16 protein-coding genes are annotated in these 19,557 nt (G+C 37.4%); 5 read left to right on the forward strand and 11 right to left on the reverse strand.

Features of this window, described 5'->3' with window-relative positions:
• Positions 1 to 25: 25 nt before the first annotated feature.
• The 7 genes from guaB to AC5YGI_RS09065 form a co-directional block, all read right to left on the reverse strand.
• Positions 26 to 1,486 (reverse strand): IMP dehydrogenase, encoded by a 1,461-nt coding sequence (guaB, locus tag AC5YGI_RS09035; protein ID WP_330743994.1) that lies wholly within the window; start codon positions 1,484 to 1,486, stop codon positions 26 to 28.
• Positions 1,487 to 1,672: 186 nt separating this feature from the next.
• Positions 1,673 to 2,377, reverse strand: a complete 705-nt coding sequence (locus tag AC5YGI_RS09040; RefSeq protein ID WP_330743997.1) for a hypothetical protein — start codon at positions 2,375 to 2,377, stop codon at positions 1,673 to 1,675.
• Positions 2,378 to 2,463: 86 nt separating this feature from the next.
• On the reverse strand, positions 2,464 to 3,750 hold the full coding sequence (locus tag AC5YGI_RS09045; protein ID WP_496168040.1) for a DUF4252 domain-containing protein: 1,287 nt from the start codon (positions 3,748 to 3,750) through the stop codon (positions 2,464 to 2,466).
• A 16-nt stretch (positions 3,751 to 3,766) separates the two neighbouring features.
• A complete protein-coding gene (locus AC5YGI_RS09050) occupies positions 3,767 to 4,456 on the reverse strand; it encodes a hypothetical protein (RefSeq protein WP_137905651.1) in 690 nt (229 codons plus the stop codon).
• Complete coding sequence (locus tag AC5YGI_RS09055) at positions 4,431 to 4,940, reverse strand: GFO_1088 family ECF-type sigma factor (protein ID WP_330744001.1); 510 nt, start codon at positions 4,938 to 4,940, stop codon at positions 4,431 to 4,433. Before AC5YGI_RS09055 ends, AC5YGI_RS09050 begins: the two co-directional genes overlap by 26 nt.
• A 99-nt stretch (positions 4,941 to 5,039) precedes the next feature.
• The gene (locus AC5YGI_RS09060; protein WP_330747697.1) at positions 5,040 to 6,200 is read right to left on the reverse strand and encodes a GlmU family protein; all 1,161 of its coding nucleotides are present in this window, start codon (positions 6,198 to 6,200) and stop codon (positions 5,040 to 5,042) included.
• Between the two features lie 104 nt (positions 6,201 to 6,304).
• Positions 6,305 to 6,556 (reverse strand): type B 50S ribosomal protein L31, encoded by a 252-nt coding sequence (locus AC5YGI_RS09065; RefSeq protein ID WP_062702555.1) that lies wholly within the window; start codon positions 6,554 to 6,556, stop codon positions 6,305 to 6,307.
• Between the two features lie 185 nt (positions 6,557 to 6,741).
• Here AC5YGI_RS09065 and AC5YGI_RS09070 point away from each other — a divergent pair, with 185 nt between their 5' ends.
• From AC5YGI_RS09070 to AC5YGI_RS09090, 5 genes are all read left to right on the forward strand, one after another.
• Positions 6,742 to 8,151, forward strand: coding sequence for a hypothetical protein (locus AC5YGI_RS09070; RefSeq protein WP_496168041.1), 1,410 nt, complete (start codon positions 6,742 to 6,744; stop codon positions 8,149 to 8,151).
• The gene (locus AC5YGI_RS09075) at positions 8,151 to 8,477 is read left to right on the forward strand and encodes a nucleotide pyrophosphohydrolase (protein ID WP_496168042.1); all 327 of its coding nucleotides are present in this window, start codon (positions 8,151 to 8,153) and stop codon (positions 8,475 to 8,477) included. The genes AC5YGI_RS09070 and AC5YGI_RS09075 overlap by 1 nt, the downstream gene beginning before the upstream one ends.
• Positions 8,478 to 8,546: 69 nt before the next feature.
• Positions 8,547 to 9,770: a 3-phosphoshikimate 1-carboxyvinyltransferase gene (locus AC5YGI_RS09080; protein ID WP_496168043.1), complete on the forward strand. Its 1,224-nt coding sequence runs from the start codon at positions 8,547 to 8,549 to the stop codon at positions 9,768 to 9,770.
• 63 nt (positions 9,771 to 9,833) lie between these two features.
• Positions 9,834 to 10,529, forward strand: a complete 696-nt coding sequence (locus AC5YGI_RS09085) for a hypothetical protein (RefSeq protein WP_496168044.1) — start codon at positions 9,834 to 9,836, stop codon at positions 10,527 to 10,529.
• A gap of 389 nt (positions 10,530 to 10,918) precedes the next feature.
• Positions 10,919 to 11,917, forward strand: a complete 999-nt coding sequence (locus AC5YGI_RS09090; RefSeq protein WP_496168046.1) for a phosphatidylinositol-specific phospholipase C — start codon at positions 10,919 to 10,921, stop codon at positions 11,915 to 11,917.
• A 137-nt stretch (positions 11,918 to 12,054) separates the two neighbouring features.
• Here the strand turns inward: AC5YGI_RS09090 and AC5YGI_RS09095 are convergent, their stop codons facing one another.
• From AC5YGI_RS09095 to AC5YGI_RS09110, 4 genes are all read right to left on the reverse strand, one after another.
• Positions 12,055 to 13,881: an alkaline phosphatase gene (locus tag AC5YGI_RS09095; protein ID WP_446104740.1), complete on the reverse strand. Its 1,827-nt coding sequence runs from the start codon at positions 13,879 to 13,881 to the stop codon at positions 12,055 to 12,057.
• 108 nt (positions 13,882 to 13,989) lie between these two features.
• Positions 13,990 to 15,498: a RagB/SusD family nutrient uptake outer membrane protein gene (locus AC5YGI_RS09100; RefSeq protein WP_110011696.1), complete on the reverse strand. Its 1,509-nt coding sequence runs from the start codon at positions 15,496 to 15,498 to the stop codon at positions 13,990 to 13,992.
• A 25-nt stretch (positions 15,499 to 15,523) separates the two neighbouring features.
• Positions 15,524 to 18,412: a SusC/RagA family TonB-linked outer membrane protein gene (locus AC5YGI_RS09105; RefSeq protein ID WP_446104739.1), complete on the reverse strand. Its 2,889-nt coding sequence runs from the start codon at positions 18,410 to 18,412 to the stop codon at positions 15,524 to 15,526.
• Positions 18,413 to 18,709: 297 nt separating this feature from the next.
• On the reverse strand, positions 18,710 to 19,405 hold the full coding sequence (locus AC5YGI_RS09110) for a hypothetical protein (RefSeq protein ID WP_446104738.1): 696 nt from the start codon (positions 19,403 to 19,405) through the stop codon (positions 18,710 to 18,712).
• Positions 19,406 to 19,557 lie beyond the last annotated feature (152 nt).

Genomic DNA, 19,557 nt, shown 5'->3' on the forward strand with positions numbered 1-19,557 from the left:
CTCATATTTAAATTCAATTATAATTTTATAAAGAATAATTTGGGGCTTCCTGCGTGATAATTACATCATGAGGGTGGGATTCTTTCAATCCGCTTCCTGTAATCATTACCAGCTTGGAATCTTTTTGAAGGGTTTCAATATCTTTTGCTCCACAGTATCCCATACCGGCTCTTAAACCTCCTGTCAGCTGGAAAATAACATCTTCCAGTTTTCCTTTATGCGGAACTCTTCCTTCAATTCCTTCCGGAACGAACTTTTTAGCTTCACTTTGGAAATATCTTTCTTTACCGCCTCTCTTCATTGCTGAAAGACTACCCATTCCCTGGTAAGATTTGAATTTTCTTCCCTGGAAGATAATTTCTTCTCCCGGAGCCTCATCCGTACCTGCTAAAAGTGAACCTAACATTACAGCACCTGCTCCACTGGCGATGGCTTTTACAATATCTCCTGAAAGTTTAATACCTCCGTCACCAATTACCGCTACATTCTGAGATTTAGCATACTCGTAAACGTTATAAATTGCGGATAACTGCGGAACACCTACTCCGGCAACTACTCTTGTTGTACAGATGGATCCTGGGCCCACCCCTACTTTCAATACGTTTGCTCCGGCAGCGATAAGGTCTTTGGCTGCATCTGCTGTCACAATGTTTCCTCCTACAATATCAAGTTCAGGATATGCTTTTCTGATTTCTGAAATTTTATCTAAAACTCCTTTAGAATGACCATGTGCAGAATCGATGGCTACAATATCAACTCCAGCCTGTACCAAAGCCTCAATTCTCGCTAATGTATCTTCTCCTACACCTACTCCGGCTCCTACGATAAGACGTCCGTTTTGATCCTTATTAGCATTAGGGTATTCTAACTGATTATCGATATCCTTGATCGTAATTAAACCTACAAGTTTGTTATCTTTATCTACGATAGGAAGTTTTTCAACTCTGTTTTTAAGAAGGATTTCTTTAGCCTTTTCAAGGTTGGTATCTTTATCTGAAGTGATCAGATTATCTTTGGTCATAATCTCTTCCACTTTCATATCAAGATTTTCCTGATATTTTACATCTCTGTTGGTAATAATTCCGATCAGAACATTATCAGCATCCACTACCGGAAGGCCGGAAATCTTATATCTTGACATAAGATCTTTAGCTTCCCCTAAAGTATGATCTTTAGATAGCGTAACCGGATCAGAGATCATTCCGTTTTCGGAACGTTTTACGCGGTTTACCTGAGCTGCCTGCTCAGCGATTGTCATGTTTTTGTGGATAAATCCTAACCCTCCGACTCTTGCTAAAGCAATGGCCAGATCAGCTTCAGTAACAGTGTCCATCGCAGCGGAAACTATCGGAACATTCAGCGTGATTTTGTCGGTAAGTCTTGATTTTAATGAAACCTGGTTAGGTAAAACTTCTGAATAAGAAGGGACTAGAAGAACGTCATCGAAAGTGATGGCTGTCTCTACAATTTTGTTATGAATAGACATCTTTACTTTCTTTGCAAAATTAGGTTATTTTGGTGAGATATGAAAATCCTTTTTGATAGTTTAAATAAAATTTAATAATCAATAACTTAAATCGAAAAACCGCCCTTTTGTGAGAACGGTTACGGTACAAAATAATTGAATAAGTTTGAAACTACTTTATTATAGGTTAAATTGGGCCAGTAAGATCTATTTGATGAGACTTCCATTTTCATCAATATTCTCAATATGGGTCTGATTATTTTTATCGATGTATAATTGTAATCTTACTTTCCCTTTATTATCGCGGATAAATATGCCTACATCACCATTGGCTGTCTTACCTGCAAAAAAGCGTTCACTTCCCAGTTTACCTTTTTCCTGTAGTTGTGCGAATGCTTTTTTAGAAGCTTCCGGATTTTTCAGTTTCCTGATAGAATCAGCAGCCTTAATAATATCCTCCATCGGGAAATCATCAGGTCGATCCCAGAGTTTTAAACCATATACTCTTTTTTTGTCTTTTCCTGAACCTTCAAAATACTGAAGCTGCATAATCTGATCTGTATTTCTCTGGTCTACAGAATAGACCATTCCGGATTCTTTCTCATTGCCGTCATACACAAGCCCTCCACATTCATCTCCCAGGGAATTGAAAAAAATAAGTCCTGCTTCTCTTTCACGGGGTTTCATTTCCTTATGATTCACCAATCCGGGATGCTGGCGCTCCTTATTACTGATAACCATCTTTAAAGTTCCATCTTTCTCAACGATATTGATACGTTCTACATCTATTTCTTTGAAACGTTCGTTGGAAGACTGATTTTTAAAAGCAAGAAAGAAAAACATTACACATAGTACGGTAAGTACAGCGGCGTAGATTTTAAGGACCCGGACTTCTCTTATTAATTTTTCCATGCGTTAAAAGTTTTGGAGATCAGTTATCAGGATTATTGAACAGCAGCGGAATTAGGTCTTTTGGGGACGTTGATATCATCTAGTTTTTACTTGATTTGTCTTAGGCTTCCTCCTGAAATTTTATCCACTTTGGCATCCAACTCAGGGTTTCCTTTCAATTTTACATCGGCTCCTGAAGAAACATTTACTTTCAGTTTATCTGTAACCAGCAACGAAAGACTTGCTCCCGAAGTAGATTCTGCTACTGCCGTGGCAATTTTAAGGTCATCTGCTTTACATGAAGCACCACTGCTCGTTTCTATGACGGCGGAAACAGCTTGACCGGATAATTTTACGCTTGCTCCGCTCGAGGTATCCAAAGCCAGTTTCTGTGTGGTAAGTTCAGCAGTCAAAACAGCCCCGGAACTCGCTGTAACAGCGGCAGCCTGTCTCGCATTAAAAGTTCCTTTAATAACAGAACCTGACTCTGCTTCAATCTCCATACTGTTTTCATTAACAGGATTCACTGCTGTAAAAATACTTCCTGATGAAGTCTTGATACTTTGAAGTGAAGGAGCAGAAACATTAACATTAAGATTTTTAAATCTCAGATTACGGACTCCTTTATTGTCTACGTATATTTTCAATACTCCGTCCTCCACCTTGGTGATAACATATTGAAGTTTATCTGCATCTGCAATTACTTTTACACTGCTGGTATTTTCCTGCTTAAAGGTAACATTTACTCCCACGCTGGCATCTATTTTTGAAAACTGGCCTACATTTCTGTTATCTCCATTCAGATAAGAAGAGGTATTGCCTGATGTAAGGTCATTTCTTACAGAACTCGTCACAGAAGATGTAATTGTTTCACCAGAATTAATGATCTTATTAACATCCGAAAGCTTCATCTTTCCATTGAGGATAAAAATGATATTCTCTTCCTTGGAATCCACATTAAAAACCAGATTCTCCAGATAATTGTCTTTTTCCTCCTCAGCCAGAAATTTCATAGAAGTTCCGTCACTGCTCATGGACATCAGCTCATTGAAGTTGAGAGCGTTTAAAGCCTTGTTTATTCTCTCTGTTTTTTCTTCATTCATTTTTATGTTCGCAAGATTTTCATCTTTTAAACGATCCGGGAAAGTAATTTTAGGAATAATCAGAATTTTAAGCCCCTCTACATCGTTCAGTATAGGTTTTATCTTTCCGATATAGGCATCATTAACATCAATGGTATTCAATAGCTTGAACATCGGTTTTTTGATGTTGATAGAGGTTACTCTTCCTCTTTTTTCAAAATCCTGAAAAAGCTTGTCTAATTTCTCAGTCTGTGCAGAATAAGTTGCAAAGCTGCTCAGCATTATGGCTATTATAAAAAATATTTTTTTCATGAGATTGATCTGATTTTTAGTATTCGCTGTCAAGATTTTCATTTTTTTGAGAAGATGCTACTGTTTTTTTTAACTCACTTCCTAGTTTCATAAAGGAGTATTTTGCAACATCTATGGCTTCTTTTTCACTGCTGATTCTTTTTCCGTTTACAATGACATATGAGTCATTGTATGCTGTTGCAGAATCATTTAAATTTTTACCCGGGAAGGAAGAATTATCAACATATCTGGGTTTTCTTTCTTTTTTAAGCCTTCCTCTTTTTGGTAGAATATCATCCATTACATCTTTTTCTGCCACCTGGTTATCCTGAAAAACAGAATCTTTTTTCACTCCGGAAATAGAATCGGTATGATTCACCGCTACCTGTTCCTGGTGATCACTGTTTTCTTCCATAAACCCGGACTTTTGTTTTAAGATTTCATCTTTTACCAGTTTTTCTCTGTCCTGCACATCTGCTGTGCCGGAATTATTATCATTAAGAAATAAGCCGATTCCGAAGACCAGCATCACACTGGCGGCCATCCAGAACCATTTGGGAAAAGAGGGTTTCTTTTTTTCTTCCAATGGAATAATAGGTACAGCATCCTGTTCAGGTTCCGTACTTTCTGCAGTCTGAAGAAAATCCTCAAAGCTCCAGTCCATTTTTTCTTCCTTGATCTCCCGGAAGACTTCGTCGTATTTATCTTGTAATTGATCTTTTTTCATAGCTCATCAGTTGTGAGATTTGTTCTTTTACTTTTTGTCTCGCACGCATCAGGTTTACCCTTACTGCATTTTCCTCCATTTCCAGCATTTCAGAAATTTCGGAAACATCATATTCTTCTACATCTTTCAAGTGGATGACCATCTTCTGTTTCTCAGGGAGCTGATTGATAAATCCTACAATATGTTCCTTAAGGTTATCAACTTCCATACTGTAAAGCTCCGAGCGGTGAAGCTGCATATCCGCAAAGCCGATCTTTACGTCGTGATGCTTCAATCTGTTCAGGCATTCGTTCCGGACCGACTTCAGCGCATAGGATTTAAAATTCCCGAATTGCTCAAGCTCATCCTTCTTCTGCCAAAACTTCATCATGAGATCCTGTACTACATCTTCCGCTTCATCACTGCTCATGACAAACCGTTTCGCAAAACGATACATCTCGTCTTTGAGAATAAACACCGTATTCTTGAAAGTTTCTTGGGTCATGAGTTTTGTTTCTTATAGGTAAGACAATTGCAGTTACTTATCTATTACATCAAAAATAAAAAAACTTCAAAAAAATTTGAAGTTTTTATTATAATCGAATTAATACGTGTCAAAAATATGTTTCAGAATCGCTTTATCTTCTTCTGTTAAAGCAACTTTTCTCCTTGCCATAGCTCTTTCTGCTACCTCATATACTTTATCAAGCTTGAACCTTTCATCACCTTTCAATCCGCCCCATGAAAAGTTTTCTACAAGATTAGGTGGAAAACCTGGTTTGAAGATATTCGAAGCTACTCCAATTACCGTTCCTGTATTCAATTGGGTATTGATGGCTGTTTTGGAATGATCACCCATAATCAGACCTGCAAACTGTAATCCCGTATCTTCAAATGATTTTGTTCTGTAGTTCCAGAATTTCACATTACCATAGTTATTTTTCATGTTTGAAGAATTGGTATCCGCTCCGAAATTACACCATTCGCCAATCACAGAGTTACCTACAAAACCTTCATGTCCTTTACTCGAGTATCCGAATATAATGATATTATTCACTTCCCCACCTACTTTACAGTGAGGACCGATTGTGGTAGCTCCATAAATTTTAGCTCCAAGATTAAATTTGGAATCATCACAAAGGGCGATTGGCCCGCGAAGATGACAACCTTCCATCACTTCAGTATTTTTACCGATATAAATCTTACCTGTTTTTGTATTGATGGTAGAGAATTCAACATAAGCTCCTTCTTCTATAAACAGATCTTTTTTATCGCCTAAGAACCCATTGGTTGAAGACAGCTCCTGTGAGGTTTTTCCTTTGGTAAGAAGCTCGAAATCAAAGTCAATCGCATGATGGTTATAGGTAAACAGATCTTTTGGTCTTTTAAAGAAAACAAGATCTTCCTTAATATCCGTCATTTTCTCAATCTGGTTCAGAGAAAAACCTTTCATATTGATTTTTGCGGCGATTAATTCGTCTTCATACACCAATGCTTCCCCTTGCTTAAGGTCTTTAATCTGTTGAATCACGGTTTCTGTTGGCAGGAAATTCGGAACAAGAAAAAGGCTTTCTTTTTCTTCCGGGCTTTTAAATTTATCCTGAAGGTATATTTCTGTGAAATAAGTTACCTCAGTGTTTTCAAGTATTTTCTGCCATCTTTCAGAAAATGTAAGGATTCCGCATCGCATCGCAGCAACCGGGCGGGTAAAAGTAAGCGGAAGAAAATCTTCCCAATATTGTGCGTCTGAAAATACCAACTGCATCATTCAGTTTTTAAGTTTAAAGTTTAAAATTCAAGATCAACAAATTTACAATAAAAAAAGTCTCCCAAAAATTGGAAGACTTTAATATTTTTAATGTACAAAAATTACTTAGCGAATTTTTTATACTTGTTCATGAACTTATCAACTCTACCTGCAGTGTCAACTAGTTTTACTTTACCAGTGTAGAAAGGGTGAGAAGTTGAAGAGATTTCCATTTTGATTAGAGGATACTCTTGTCCTTCGTACTCGATAGTGTCTTTTGTTTCTGCAGTAGACTTGCAAAGAAACATCTCGTCGTTACTCATATCTTTGAAAACAACAAGTCTATAATTTTCTGGGTGGATTCCGTTTTTCATAATACTATTTTTAAAAAAATTAAAGTTTGCTTTCGAAATAGTAATGGATATTTCTCTGCTAAATTTTAGGTTGCAAAAATACAACATTTTTTTAAAATTCCAAATACTGAATTCAATATTTTTTTATTAATAAGAAATTCAAAGTATTTTCGTTAAATTTGGAACTTACTTAAACTTTAATTTCAATGAAATTCAAATTATTACTTGCTTTTTCCTTCTGGATGTTACTTGTAGCAGTATCATGTAATAAAGATGATATAACGTTTGACAGCCCTACGCAGGAGCTTCGTTTCTCAAGAGATACGGTATTTTGTGATACGGTATACCATCAGGTACGTTCAGAAACTTATGTTGTGAAAGTATATAATAATGAAGATAAGGATATTATGATCCCAAGAGTGAACCTTGAAAAAGGAGCCGCTTCATTATATAGAATCAATGTAGATGGACAACCGGGATATGATTTTAAGAATGTTCCTTTAAGAAAGAAAGACAGTCTTTATATTTTTGTTGAAATTGCCCCGGAAGCTACAGGACCGGAGGCCATAGCGGAAGACAAAGTTCTTTTTACCAGTCCAACAGGACAACAGCATGTAACTTTATTTTCTGTCGTTCAGGATGCAGAATTTTTTATTCAGACTCCTGGCAACCCGAATGTAATTACCAGTTCCACAACATGGAATAATGATAAAGCAAAGATCATCTACGGAAATCTTACCATTAATCCTAATATAACATTGGATATCAATCCCGGAACGAAAGTATACTTCCACAAAAACAGCGGAATGAAAGTTTCTTCGGGAGCGGTCTTAAATATTAACGGTACTCAGGCGGATCAGGTTATTCTTCGCGGAGACAGGAATGATCCTTATTATGATACGATTCCTAAAAACTGGAATTCTATTAAAATGGAGGCCAATTCTACCCTTAAGATGAACCATGCAAGACTTTTCGGCGGTACGAGAGGACTGGATATGAAGCAAACCAATGCTACCATCACCAATTCCTTCATCCATACTTTCTTTGAATACGGAATTTATGCCGTGGGTTCTACCGTGAATGCCAATAATCTTGTCATGAACAATTGCGGTTTATCATGTATCGGTATTTTCCTTGGTGGAAAACATAGCTATACTCACGCTACGATTGCCAATTACTCCAGGACGATGAGTTCTTTTGACAGAGCAGGAATTTTTGCAGCCAATGAATGGAAAAATGATGCCGGGCAATCACAGCAGGGCGCTTTGCAGCTTCTTGACATCAAAAACAGTATTGTGTATTCTGACCGGGATGATGCGGTTCATTTCGAACAAACCCCAGGCCAGCAGTTTGAATTCTTACTTCAAAATTCATTAATCAAATATACCAGTGCAACAGGATCCGGCTTCACTTTTGACAATAATCCGAATGTGATACAAACGGTCAAGAATGCAGAACCACAGTTTGTCAATTATTTTATGGCTAAAATGAATTTAAGGGTAAAACCCGGTTCTCCGGCCCTTGGAAAAGGAAATGCAACTGTTGCAGCAACGGTACCTTTTGATATTGTGAATGTTTCCAGAACCACCAACCCAACTCTAGGAGCTTATCAATAATGGAAATTACACAGTTACAGCAGCAGGTAGATGAATGGATAAAAACCATTGGAGTAAGATACTTTAATGAACTTACCAATATGGCAATGCTGACAGAAGAAGTAGGTGAAGTAGCAAGAATCATTGCCAGAAGGTATGGTGAACAAAGCGAGAAGGAAAGTGATAAGACTAAAAATCTTGGGGAAGAACTGGCAGATGTGCTTTTTGTAACATTATGTTTAGCCAATCAAACCGGAGTTAATCTGCAGGATGCTTTCGACAGAAAAATGAAAATAAAAACTGACCGTGATAAAGACCGGCATCAGAACAACGAAAAATTGAAATAAATATAAATGATGAGTTATGAATACCACATCAATTTGTAACTCATTATTTTTTTAGAAATGTAGATCATAATGAAGCTAGAAAAATCAAAATTATCGGGAGATAAAACAGTACAGATCAGCGGTTCGAAGAGTATTTCGAATCGTTTATTGATTCTGGAAAGCCTGTTTAGTAATATAAAAATCGGGAATTTATCCAATTCCCAGGATACTCAGCTGCTGAAAAAAGCATTATCTGAGAACACAGAAACCGTGGACATCCACCATGCAGGAACGGCGATGCGTTTTCTTACTTCTTATTATTCTATTCAGGAAGGAAAGACAACTGTTCTTACAGGTTCCGGAAGAATGAAAGAAAGACCAATCAAAAATCTGGTAAGTGCATTGAGGGATCTTGGAGTGGAAATTGAATATATGGAGAATGAAGGTTTTCCCCCCTTAAAGATTACAGGAAGAAAAATCACCCAGACTTCGGTAAATGTTCCTGCGAATATCTCAAGCCAGTTTATCACTTCACTGCTTCTTATTGCCGGAAAACTTGAAAACGGATTAGTCATTAATCTTGTAGGAGAAGTGACCTCAAGATCTTATATTGAAATGACACTTGACATCCTGACCAGATTTGGCATCCAAAGCAGCTTTGAAGGGAATACCATCAAAGTAGAACCATTTACTCCTGACAAGAATGCTGAGGCTGCAAATTATGAAGTGGAAAGCGACTGGAGTTCGGCTTCTTACTTCTACTCTATCTGTGCATTGGGAAGAAAAACAATTCATCTGAAAAGTTTTTATAAAGAATCCACACAAGGAGATTCTGCCATTGCTGATATCTACGAAAAGTTCTTCGGGATTAAAACTACATTTTCTGAAGATGAGCATCAATTAACGCTGGAACCTCAGCCCGGCTTTTCTTTCCCGGAAAAAATTGTCCTGGATATGAACAACTGTCCGGATATTGCACAAACTCTTTGCGTAACAGCCGCAGCCTTAAAAATTCCTTTTGAAATTTCCGGACTGGGAACTTTAAGAGTAAAGGAAACTGATAGGCTTCTTGCCTTATATAATGAGCTTAAAAAACTGGGTACCGAAACAGAAATCACAGATCTAACAATTAAATCAACCAGCTTTGGAGAAGCACAAGACCATATTTCAATCAAGACCTATCAGGATCACAGAATGGCGATGAGTTTCGCTCCGTTCTGCCTGATTAAAGAACTCAATATTGAAGATGAAGATGTGGTAGAAAAGTCTTATCCAATGTTCTGGAAAGATCTTGAAAGCATACTGACTCATTAATTTAACAATATAAAAATGTGGTAATTTGAAAAATGATTTTTATTTCGGATTACCACATTTTTAATGATACTGATAATCATGAAATCTGTCATTCACTTTTTGATATTCTTATCTGTGACGAGCTTATCTGCTCAGAAGCTGAAAAGTTTTTCGGTTCCGAAGGGTTATACTCAGATTGCAGAAGCCAAAGGTGATCTTGACAAAGATGGAAAAGATGAAACGGTCCTTGTATTTAATACGAATATAAAAGCATCATACGAGCAGAACCCGGAAGGTACAAGTGACTATAAAAGGGTTTTCTATATTCTGAAAAAGGAAAACAGTGGTCTGAAACTATGGAAAGAAAATTCTGATATCATTTTTTCAAGCGGATTCGGATTTTATCCTTCCGATAATACTCTTACAATCAATATAAAAAATAACTGTCTTGTTATCGAACAGCTGTTTTTTACCAATTCAAGGCATACCCAGAAATATAAACATACGTTCAGATTTCAGAACGGAGATTTTTATCTGATAGGTTTGTACGATCATTTTGAAGATACCTGTGATTTCAGTTTCACCAATGAAATCAATTTTTCTACAGGCCAAGTAATTGTTGACAGAGAATATTCATCCTGTGATGATGATACCAAACTACCCGAAAACTCGCATAAAGAATTTACTCATAAATTCCCGGCTCTTATTAAAATGAATGATTTCTTTATCGGAGACCACAAGTTCAGGCTTCCCGGTTTAAAAGAGGATTTTGTGTTTTAAGAGAGGAGATTGAAGCTGGACGCTAGAGGTTACTCTTTGACGGTGAACTTCAACACTCATTTATTATGATTTTTTATAACCACATTTCTTTAACGCAAAGTTAAATTAATTCTAATGTTGTAGTAAAGTGAGCTAAGAGGCCGACATACGTCGGTCATGAAGCTTTCTTTTATACCTCCGCTTAGAAAGAATCAATTTTATTGATTTCATCTTTGCTTCCTCTACATTTCCGGAATTAAAAATAAACTTTGCGTTAAGAAAATCAAACTTCCATCATCCATCCTCCAGCTACTTGACTTTAAACCAACTTAATTATCTCTTAAAGTTAAATTAACTCCTAATGCTTTGATATATTCTTATTTTTAAGCTACTTTAAAAATAAAAAAACTATGTTCAAACAAAGCATGAAACGTATGACAGCCATCACTCTTGGAGTGGTTACTGCATCCATCTTTTTTTCCTGTTCAAACGACAGTATCCTGGAAAGGGATTCCAATGAAAACAATGTCGCTTCTTTAACAAAAACAGCTGGCAGAGCTTCATTACTGCCTGTTTCTCTGAATAGCTGGATGGCCGGTCTTCAGGATAATATTTCTATTTCAAAAATATCAATTCCCGGTACTCATGATTCCGGAGCACGTATAGATGCCCCTCTTGTATCAGGTACGGCTAAAACCCAGGACCTCAGCATTGCAGAACAGCTGAATGCCGGTGTACGTTTTCTGGATATCCGCTGCAGACATATTGATAATGCTTTTACCATTCATCATGGTGCAATTTATCAGAATATGAATTTTGATGATGTACTGAATGCCTGTTATACGTTCCTTCAGAACAATCCGTCAGAAACCATTATCATGTCTGTTAAAGAAGAATATGATGCTTCCAACACCACCAGAACTTTTGAACAGACTTTTGATTCTTATGTTCAGAAAAATCCGTCTAAATGGGATCTTGGAGCTAATATTCCCACGCTGGGTGCTGTAAGAGGAAAGATCAAATTATTAAGAAGATTCTCTTCAGGAACAACCAAGGGAATCAACGCTTCACCATGGGCTGACAATACTACTTTTGACATCAATAACTCAGGTGTACAGCTGAAAGTTCAGGATTATTACAAGGTAACCAACAATGATGATAAGTGGAATGCAATCTCCAGCCTGCTTAACGAAGCTAAAACTGATACGAATGGCAAACTTTTCTTGAATTTCACCAGCGGTTATAAACCAGGAATCTTCGGGATCCCAAGCATTCCTACCGTATCCAATAATATCAATCCAAGACTTAAAACATTCTTCCAGACCAATACTCAGGGAACATTCGGAATAATGCCTATTGATTTTGTGAATGCTGAGCTTTCTCAATTGATCGTTAACACCAATTTCTAAATTATTATTTGTTAGATTTATTCAAAGGCTGTCTCTATTTTTGAGACAGTCTTTTTTTAAAATGAAAATTGAGAAAAAAGACTGCTTCGGATGGAAACAGTCTCTCTTTGTAAAAGTAAAAAAGTGTAAATCAAAAGCTACTTCTGAATTCCGTAAGCTGCCAGTATTTTGCTGAAGATTTCCGTATTTTCAAATAATCCTGTGAACTCTTTTGAATTGGGTCCGTACGCAAAAACACTTGAAGGAATAGAAGTATGATCATTTGTACTGAAATTCCCGAATACCCAACCCTCTTTCAGACTGCCATCCAAAAGTGTTAAACCTCCGGTTTCATGGTCTCCCACTACAATCACTAAGGTTTCTTTATTTTCGTCAGCAAATTTCATAGCTTTCCCTACAACATGGTCGAAATCCAGTAATTCTGTCACCAGCTGTTCTATATTATTGCTATGTCCTCCTCCATCAGTCTGCGACGCTTCAATCATCATAAAGAACCCTTTTTTATTATTCTTTAAATCATTTAAAGTAAGATCAAAGGCATCTGCAAGCCAGTTTCCTCTTCCATTGCTGATTCTTTGTGAGGCCAGAGGATCAATAACCAGCGTACGGTTATTGATTTTCGTTACTGATTTCAAATCCTGATAGAGATCGATTCCGGCATCTTTAAATTTCTGCATATTTCCCTGAGACAATCCACTTGTAGGGCCACCAATCAGGATTTTCGTTTTTGAAGCTGCAAAATCTTTCAGAATAGGCTCCGAACTGTTTCTGTTATCCGAATGAGCGTAGAAATCAGCAGGCGTTGCATCTGTAACATCTCCGGTGGAAATCAGGCCTGAAACCATTCCTTTTTCAGCAATGATATCAGGGATCTGTACCAGTGATTTTCCCATGTTGTCAACTCCGACAAAAGTGTTTTTGGTTTTCACTCCTGTTGCGAACGCTGTAGAACCCGGTGCTGAATCTGTAATATAGGCATTGGATGAATTGGTCTTGGAAAGCCCTGTGGATTTCATATTGAAAACATTCAGTTTCCCTTTATTAGCTGTAAAGGCAGCATAATATTGTGGTAAAGAAGTTCCGTCCGGAATAAGAAGAATGACATTCTTTACTTTTTTCTCCACACCATCTGACTGATACGTTGGAGTATAAGTGGCATATTCCTTTGTATTCTTATAAAAATTTTTCGGAATCGTGTTCATGAATTTTTTAAGATCCGGAATATGATCGGTATTGATATAATCTACTCCCAAATCCATCAGATTTACCCATGCATTCGGAAAATCCGGAGCTCCGTAAAAACGAACAGGTTTTTGCTTCACATGAGCTTTGTCAACCACACTTTTAATTTTTGCGGTTTCTTCATCCCTTGGAATTCCTTTCCCGTTCCATTTTACCAATCCCGGAAGATCTGCACTGAACACTCCGATTCTTTTCAACTGATCTGCAGAATAATTTTGGTCAATATCTCCATCAAAGTAAAGATAGTTGGGATAGTTCTTAAAATCTGCAGGCTGAGGTCTTCCTCCGGTAATCACAATTTTAATTCCGGAGTTTCCGGTAATCTCCGGGTATTTTTCCAGTGTACTCACTAAAGCTGCCAGTGAAGTTTTATAATCCTGCTTAATATCAATCAGCAACTGAAGTTTCTTACCAGCATCAGGATAGATATTTCCTTTGTTCAGCTTAATCTGTTTTGAAATATTATCGAGATAAAGACTTTCCAGTGTTCTGTCCGGAGAAAGTTCTTTTTCAGTATGAGCAACCCAAAGCTGGCCTTTTACCGGAAAAACATCTGCTTCTATAGAACCGAAATTGGCATAATATGCCTGCCAGAAAGGGATCTCCTGCATATAATCATTATGTGAATGTGCATTCCCTACATTATAATTTAGATAATTCTGTGCCTGATTTTCAGAAAAAACAGCAATGGCCAATACAGCCCATATTTTTGATAGTTTCATTCGTTTAACTTTATAATATTACAGACCAGAAAGGCCTGCCTTTGAAAAAACTATATCATCACAGAAAGTTCTGCAATGATATAGCGGCTTGTAGATAAAGATTAAATTTTACCAGCCTTCATTTTGTTTAATGATCCCATGACTGTTTACGATTTCAGCCTGTGGAACTGCCCAAACATTATGTACAGCCGGATTAAAGTTTCTTGCGGCCCAGACTACCTGTCCGTTGATACCATGCAGAGGCTTAGCATAAGCAGCCTGCGCATCTCCCCAACGTACAAGGTCTCTGTGTCTGTCTGCCCATTCACCTGCCAGCTCGCAACGTCTTTCATGTTTAAGGTCAGCCATTGTACATCCGTTTTTAGCAGATAAACCTGCACGTGCTCTGATCATATTGATCTCCTGATCAGCAGATTTTCCCTGCATCAGTAAAGCTTCTGCTTTAATCAGTATCACCTCAGCATAACGCATAATCGGAACGGCAAGGTCTGTACATGGATAATCTCCGTTGGCACTCACGTGACCACTTTTCAACTCATATTTGAAGGCATCCATATATTTATTAAACTGATATCCGGTAAGGGAATTCGTAGAAGCGTATATTCTTTCTTTTCCGTTAAAGGTAAACTTGTCTCCTATTTTAAGAATGGTAGCACTTCTTCTAAGGTCTCCCGTTTCGTATTCATCAAATAACTCTTTTGTTGGCTGAAAATATCCCCATCCGTTATATTCTCCCCATCCTTTGTTTTCAAGCATTACCCCCGGAAGAATACTTCCCCAGGCAGTAAACTTTGTAGTTCCGGGAACAGACCAGATGTATTCTGAGCTGTAGTTATTTTCAGCTTTGAAGACATCTGCAAAATTCCCCAATAAAGCTCTGTTTCCTTTGGTCATTACTTCGTTGGCCCAGAACTCCGCATTCTTCCAGTCTTTCATAAACAGGTATACTTTTGCTAACAATGCCCAGGCTGCCGCTTTATGAGGTCTTCCGTAATCCTTTGCAGGAAGTTCTGCCTGTGCAGGTAATAATTCAGCAGCTCTTTTCAGGTCATTGACAATGTACGTGTAATTTTCCATTACGTTAGCCGCTCTTGGAATCGGGTTAGGATCAGGATCTTTTGAACGGTCGATGATAGGAACACCTGCTTTTTCATTTCCATAAGAATAGGCAAGTTCAAAATACATTCTGCTGCTCATGAACAGAGCTTCTCCCAGATATTTATTTTTTGTTGCCTGGGAGGTTTGAATATTATCAACGTTACGGATCACACGGTTCGCAACTCCAATCACATTATATCTTTTGTTCCATTGAGTTTCAAGATCACCTGCCGCGATATAATTGCTGCTGAAGTTTTTGGCGTTATCCGCCTCACTTTTTGCTCTTCCGGTTACCATATCATCACTGGCATTGATAAACCAGAACAAACCTCTGCCGTAAAATTCACCATCGAATAAAGGCTTGTACATCGCGTTTGCCCCGGTAATAAGATCGTTTTCTGTTTTCCAGAAACTGGCTTCGGTAGGTGTTCCTTCAGGTTGAACATCCAGTTCGCCTGTACATGACAAAAGCATTACGGATATTCCTGATACTAACAATATTTTATTGAAAAATTTCATTTTTTTACTTTTTGTTGGTTAAAAATTATAATCCGATCTCTACTCCGAAGATGAATGAGCGTGCCTGGGGATATCTTCCGGTATCAACTCCGTAAGAGTTCATTCCTACTTCAGGATCAAATCCTGTATATTTCGTTATGGTAAACAGGTTGTTGGTGGTTACATACACTCTCACTTTGTTTACATCCAGTTTATGGTACAATTCTTTTGGTAATGAGTACCCGATGGTAAGGTTTTTCAGCCTTAAGTAAGATCCGTCTTCCACATAGAAATCTGATACTTTGGAATAATTACCACTCGGATCACCGTGTACCAGTCTTGGGATATCAGTATTGGTATTCTGAGGTGTCCATGCATTCAGGATATCTCTGTCCATATTATAGTTTTGTCCCGTTCCGCCCGGATTCAAAGAAATAAACTTCATTCCGTTGAAAATTTTATTTCCGTAAACGCCCTGGAAGAATAAATTCAGATCAAAGTTTTTCCAGGTCATGTTGTATGAAAAGCCATAGGAGAATTTAGGGTATGGACTTCCAAGATTAACAAAATCATTATTATTAAGCACTCCGGTATTTCCTTCTTTTTTCAGGAATTTGATATCTCCCGGCTTGGCATTGGGCTGGATAAGATTTCCGTTGGCATCTTTATAATTGTTGATTTCTTCCTGAGTCTGGAAAATCCCTCCGGTCTTATAACCATAGAAAGAATACAAAGGATCGCCTACTTTTACACGGGTTGGTTTCAAAACTCCTCTTACTCCGTTATCATTGATAAAGATTTCATTTACATTGGCAAGCTGCTTCACCGTATTTTTTAGTTGACTCATCGTAGCTCCTATTGAGAACGTGAAATCACCTGAAACTACTTTGTTATAATTAATTCCCAATTCGTATCCTTTATCCTGGAATAATCCGGCATTCACATACTGATTATTATACGTTGCCGTACTTGGTAAGCTTACGTTGAAAATCTGATCTTTGGAATTTTTCACGAAATAATCGAACTGTAAGGAAAGGCTGTTGTGAAGGAAGGAAGCATCCACCCCGAAGTTGGTCTGCTCAGATTTCCCCCATTTCAGATCGGGATTCGGACGTGTGGTTGCGTAATAAGCAATATTCTGAGAAGGATCCTGTCCGAAAATGACATTATTATCTCTTGTCATCAATGGATTCACAGCCTGAGGTGAAATTCCTCCAAGATTCCCCAGAATACCATAGCTTCCTCTCAATTTCAGACTTGACAACCATGAAATCTCCTTCATAAAGTTTTCTTTCGAAACCACCCATGCACCGGAAACCGCATAGTAATTGGCAAATCTGTTCTGTTTTGCTACGAGTGAAGAACCATCACGTCTTCCTAATAAACTTACAATATATTTTCCTGCAAAGTCATAGTTTACTCTCGCCAGGTAAGAAACCAAAGATTGTTTGAATCTGTAACTGGAAACATCTTTATTGGTATCCGCAGCGTTCTGAAGGTGCTGGAAAACCTCAGCTTCACTTCTGAAGTCATACGATTTTGCCACAAAACCATCATCAATTGTTTTCTGAAAAGTAAATCCTCCAAGGAAATCGAAATTATGCTGTCCTGCTGAGATTTTATAGGTTAACAATTGTTCTGCAAGTGCTGTTGAAGAATTATTGGATTGGTATTCCAGATTATTGGTATCAAAAATTTTTCCTACTTCAAGTACTCTGTACGTAAAGTTCTTTACTTCCCCCAGCTTAAAAGTCTGTGAGAAATTGGAACGGAATTTTAAATCTTTTGCCAGTGTAATTTCAGCATAAGGATTAATTAAAATCTCGTGGGTAGGATTTCTGATGCTGATTCTTTTAAGATAAGCAACAGGATTGATCATATCTCCGTAACCACCTGCCACATCAATCGGCAGTCCTGAAAAAGCACCGCTGGGTGTATATACCGGAACATTGGGCGGATAGTACATAGCCGCCACCAAAGCACCTGTATATCCACTTTTGGTATCAGCTGTATTGCCGTCAGAGTAATTATAGTACATATTTTCTCCGATCGTCAGCCAGTCTTTTACTTTATGTTCAGAATTGACTCTGAAATTGTATCGTTTTGCCTGAGTATTCAGTAAAATCCCCTCAAGATTTCTGTGGTTCATGCCCACAAAATATCTGGACTTTTCACTTCCGCCACTCAGATTTACATTGTATTCCTGAATTGTTCCTGTTCTGAAAATTTCTTTCATCCAGTCTGTTCTGGTAATTCTTCCGTCCGGATATTGATTAGGATTAAAAGCCATGGGTAAGCTTCCCAGTTTCCCAGCATTTTCATAGGCTTTGTACATCACATCCTGAAATTCTGCCGCATTCAGGGATTCTTTCAGCCTCCATGCCTGGTTTACACCGTACTTAACATCAAAATCTACTGTTAGATTCCCTTTCTTCCCTTTTTTAGTGGTAATCAGAATAACCCCGCCGGAAGATCTTGCTCCATAAATGGCCGCAGAGGCATCTTTAAGTACAGAAATATCCTGAATATCATTCGGATTGATAGAGGGTGTTCCGTTGAAAACCACTCCATCCACCACATACAAAGGTGTTTCTCCATTGATTCCTCCCAGACCACGAATATTGACCTTCGGTGCTCCGTTAGGATCTCCACCTTCGTTCACTACAGTTACTCCGGGAGCTTTCCCCTGAAGAACTTCTCCTACTCCGGATAAAGATCTGGAGGTTAGCTTATCCAGCGAAGCCTCCGAAACGGCTCCGGAAACTTTACTTTTTTTCTGTGTTCCGTAGCCGACAACAACAATCTCGTCGATGGATTTTTCTTTTAAGCTGTCTTTTTTCTGAGCGAGGAACATCGGTGAAGCCGATATTGCACCAATAAGTAATACCCTTCCCGTTAAATAAGTTACGGATACAGGGATTTTAAATACATTCATGATCTCCTTTTTGATTAGGTGCAAAATTAGATCAGTCTGCTTCCATGCCTCATTAAGGTTTTCTTATGTTTTTATTAAGAAATTTTAGATTTTTTCAGGTACCACCTACCACAAAATAAAATTAAAACCCTGTTTTTCAGAAACATATGTAATTAAAAGTAATCATTCCTCCGATGATGAATAATGAATTAATATTAAGTTTGTCTTAAATTTATTCCATGATAGAATAAAAAAACGCATTCAGCGGTTTGAACGAAAAATATTTTAAGAATCTAATTCTTAAAACACAAACTATACTTATTTTTCTGTATAAAAGTTAACTGTTTTTTTCACAAGATTCAACTTAACAATCCCACTTCTTATACCCATAAAAATATTCTCTTCATCAAATACTACGACAGAATTTGGATACAGATTATCCCAAAACTGTTTTCTGAAAATAAGAGTTGCTTTTTCATCCGCTACCTTATAAAAGCCATGGTAAGAGGCAATATAAATACTGTCATCAAATACGGCTACAGCTTCTAAGGCATCCCCAAAAGATTCGATTTTATTATAAGTGAAAGCTGAATCTTTATTTAATTCATACAAACTTCCCCAAATCCCTGAGCCTTCTGTGAAATAAATTTTATTTTGGAATCTGAAAATATCAACAATGTTTCCAAATTTTATTTTCACAACTTTGTCTTTATCTTCCTTAGGCTGAAAGTATAATGCTCCCCCAAATTCCCCTTTGTTTTCTCCAATCAATTTTCCATCTTCGATTTCTAATTCAGAATCTTTTTTGTAATAGCTGGTTTTTTCCACAATCAATCTACCATTATCTTTTTTGACAGCATAACAGTCTTTAGAATGAATAAGAACGAACCATTCCGGAGATTCTACTTTTGGAATAGAATGTTCAGTGAAATTCTCCGGAATTTTAATTTCTTGTCCTGTACAATAAAAGCTAAAATTGAGTATGAATAATATTAGCAGTTCTTTTTTCATCATTAATTTAAAACGTAATTAATTACTAAATTTTACCGAAGTTAAAATATAATAACTTTTCCAACACTGATGGATTATTTCTAAATATTTTAAATCAGTTAGAGAATACATCCAACTTTAAAGCTTTATCCATATCAAAGTTCATTTTTCTTTTT

The sequence above is a fragment of the Chryseobacterium sp. CS3K3.1 genome (assembly GCF_059515165.1).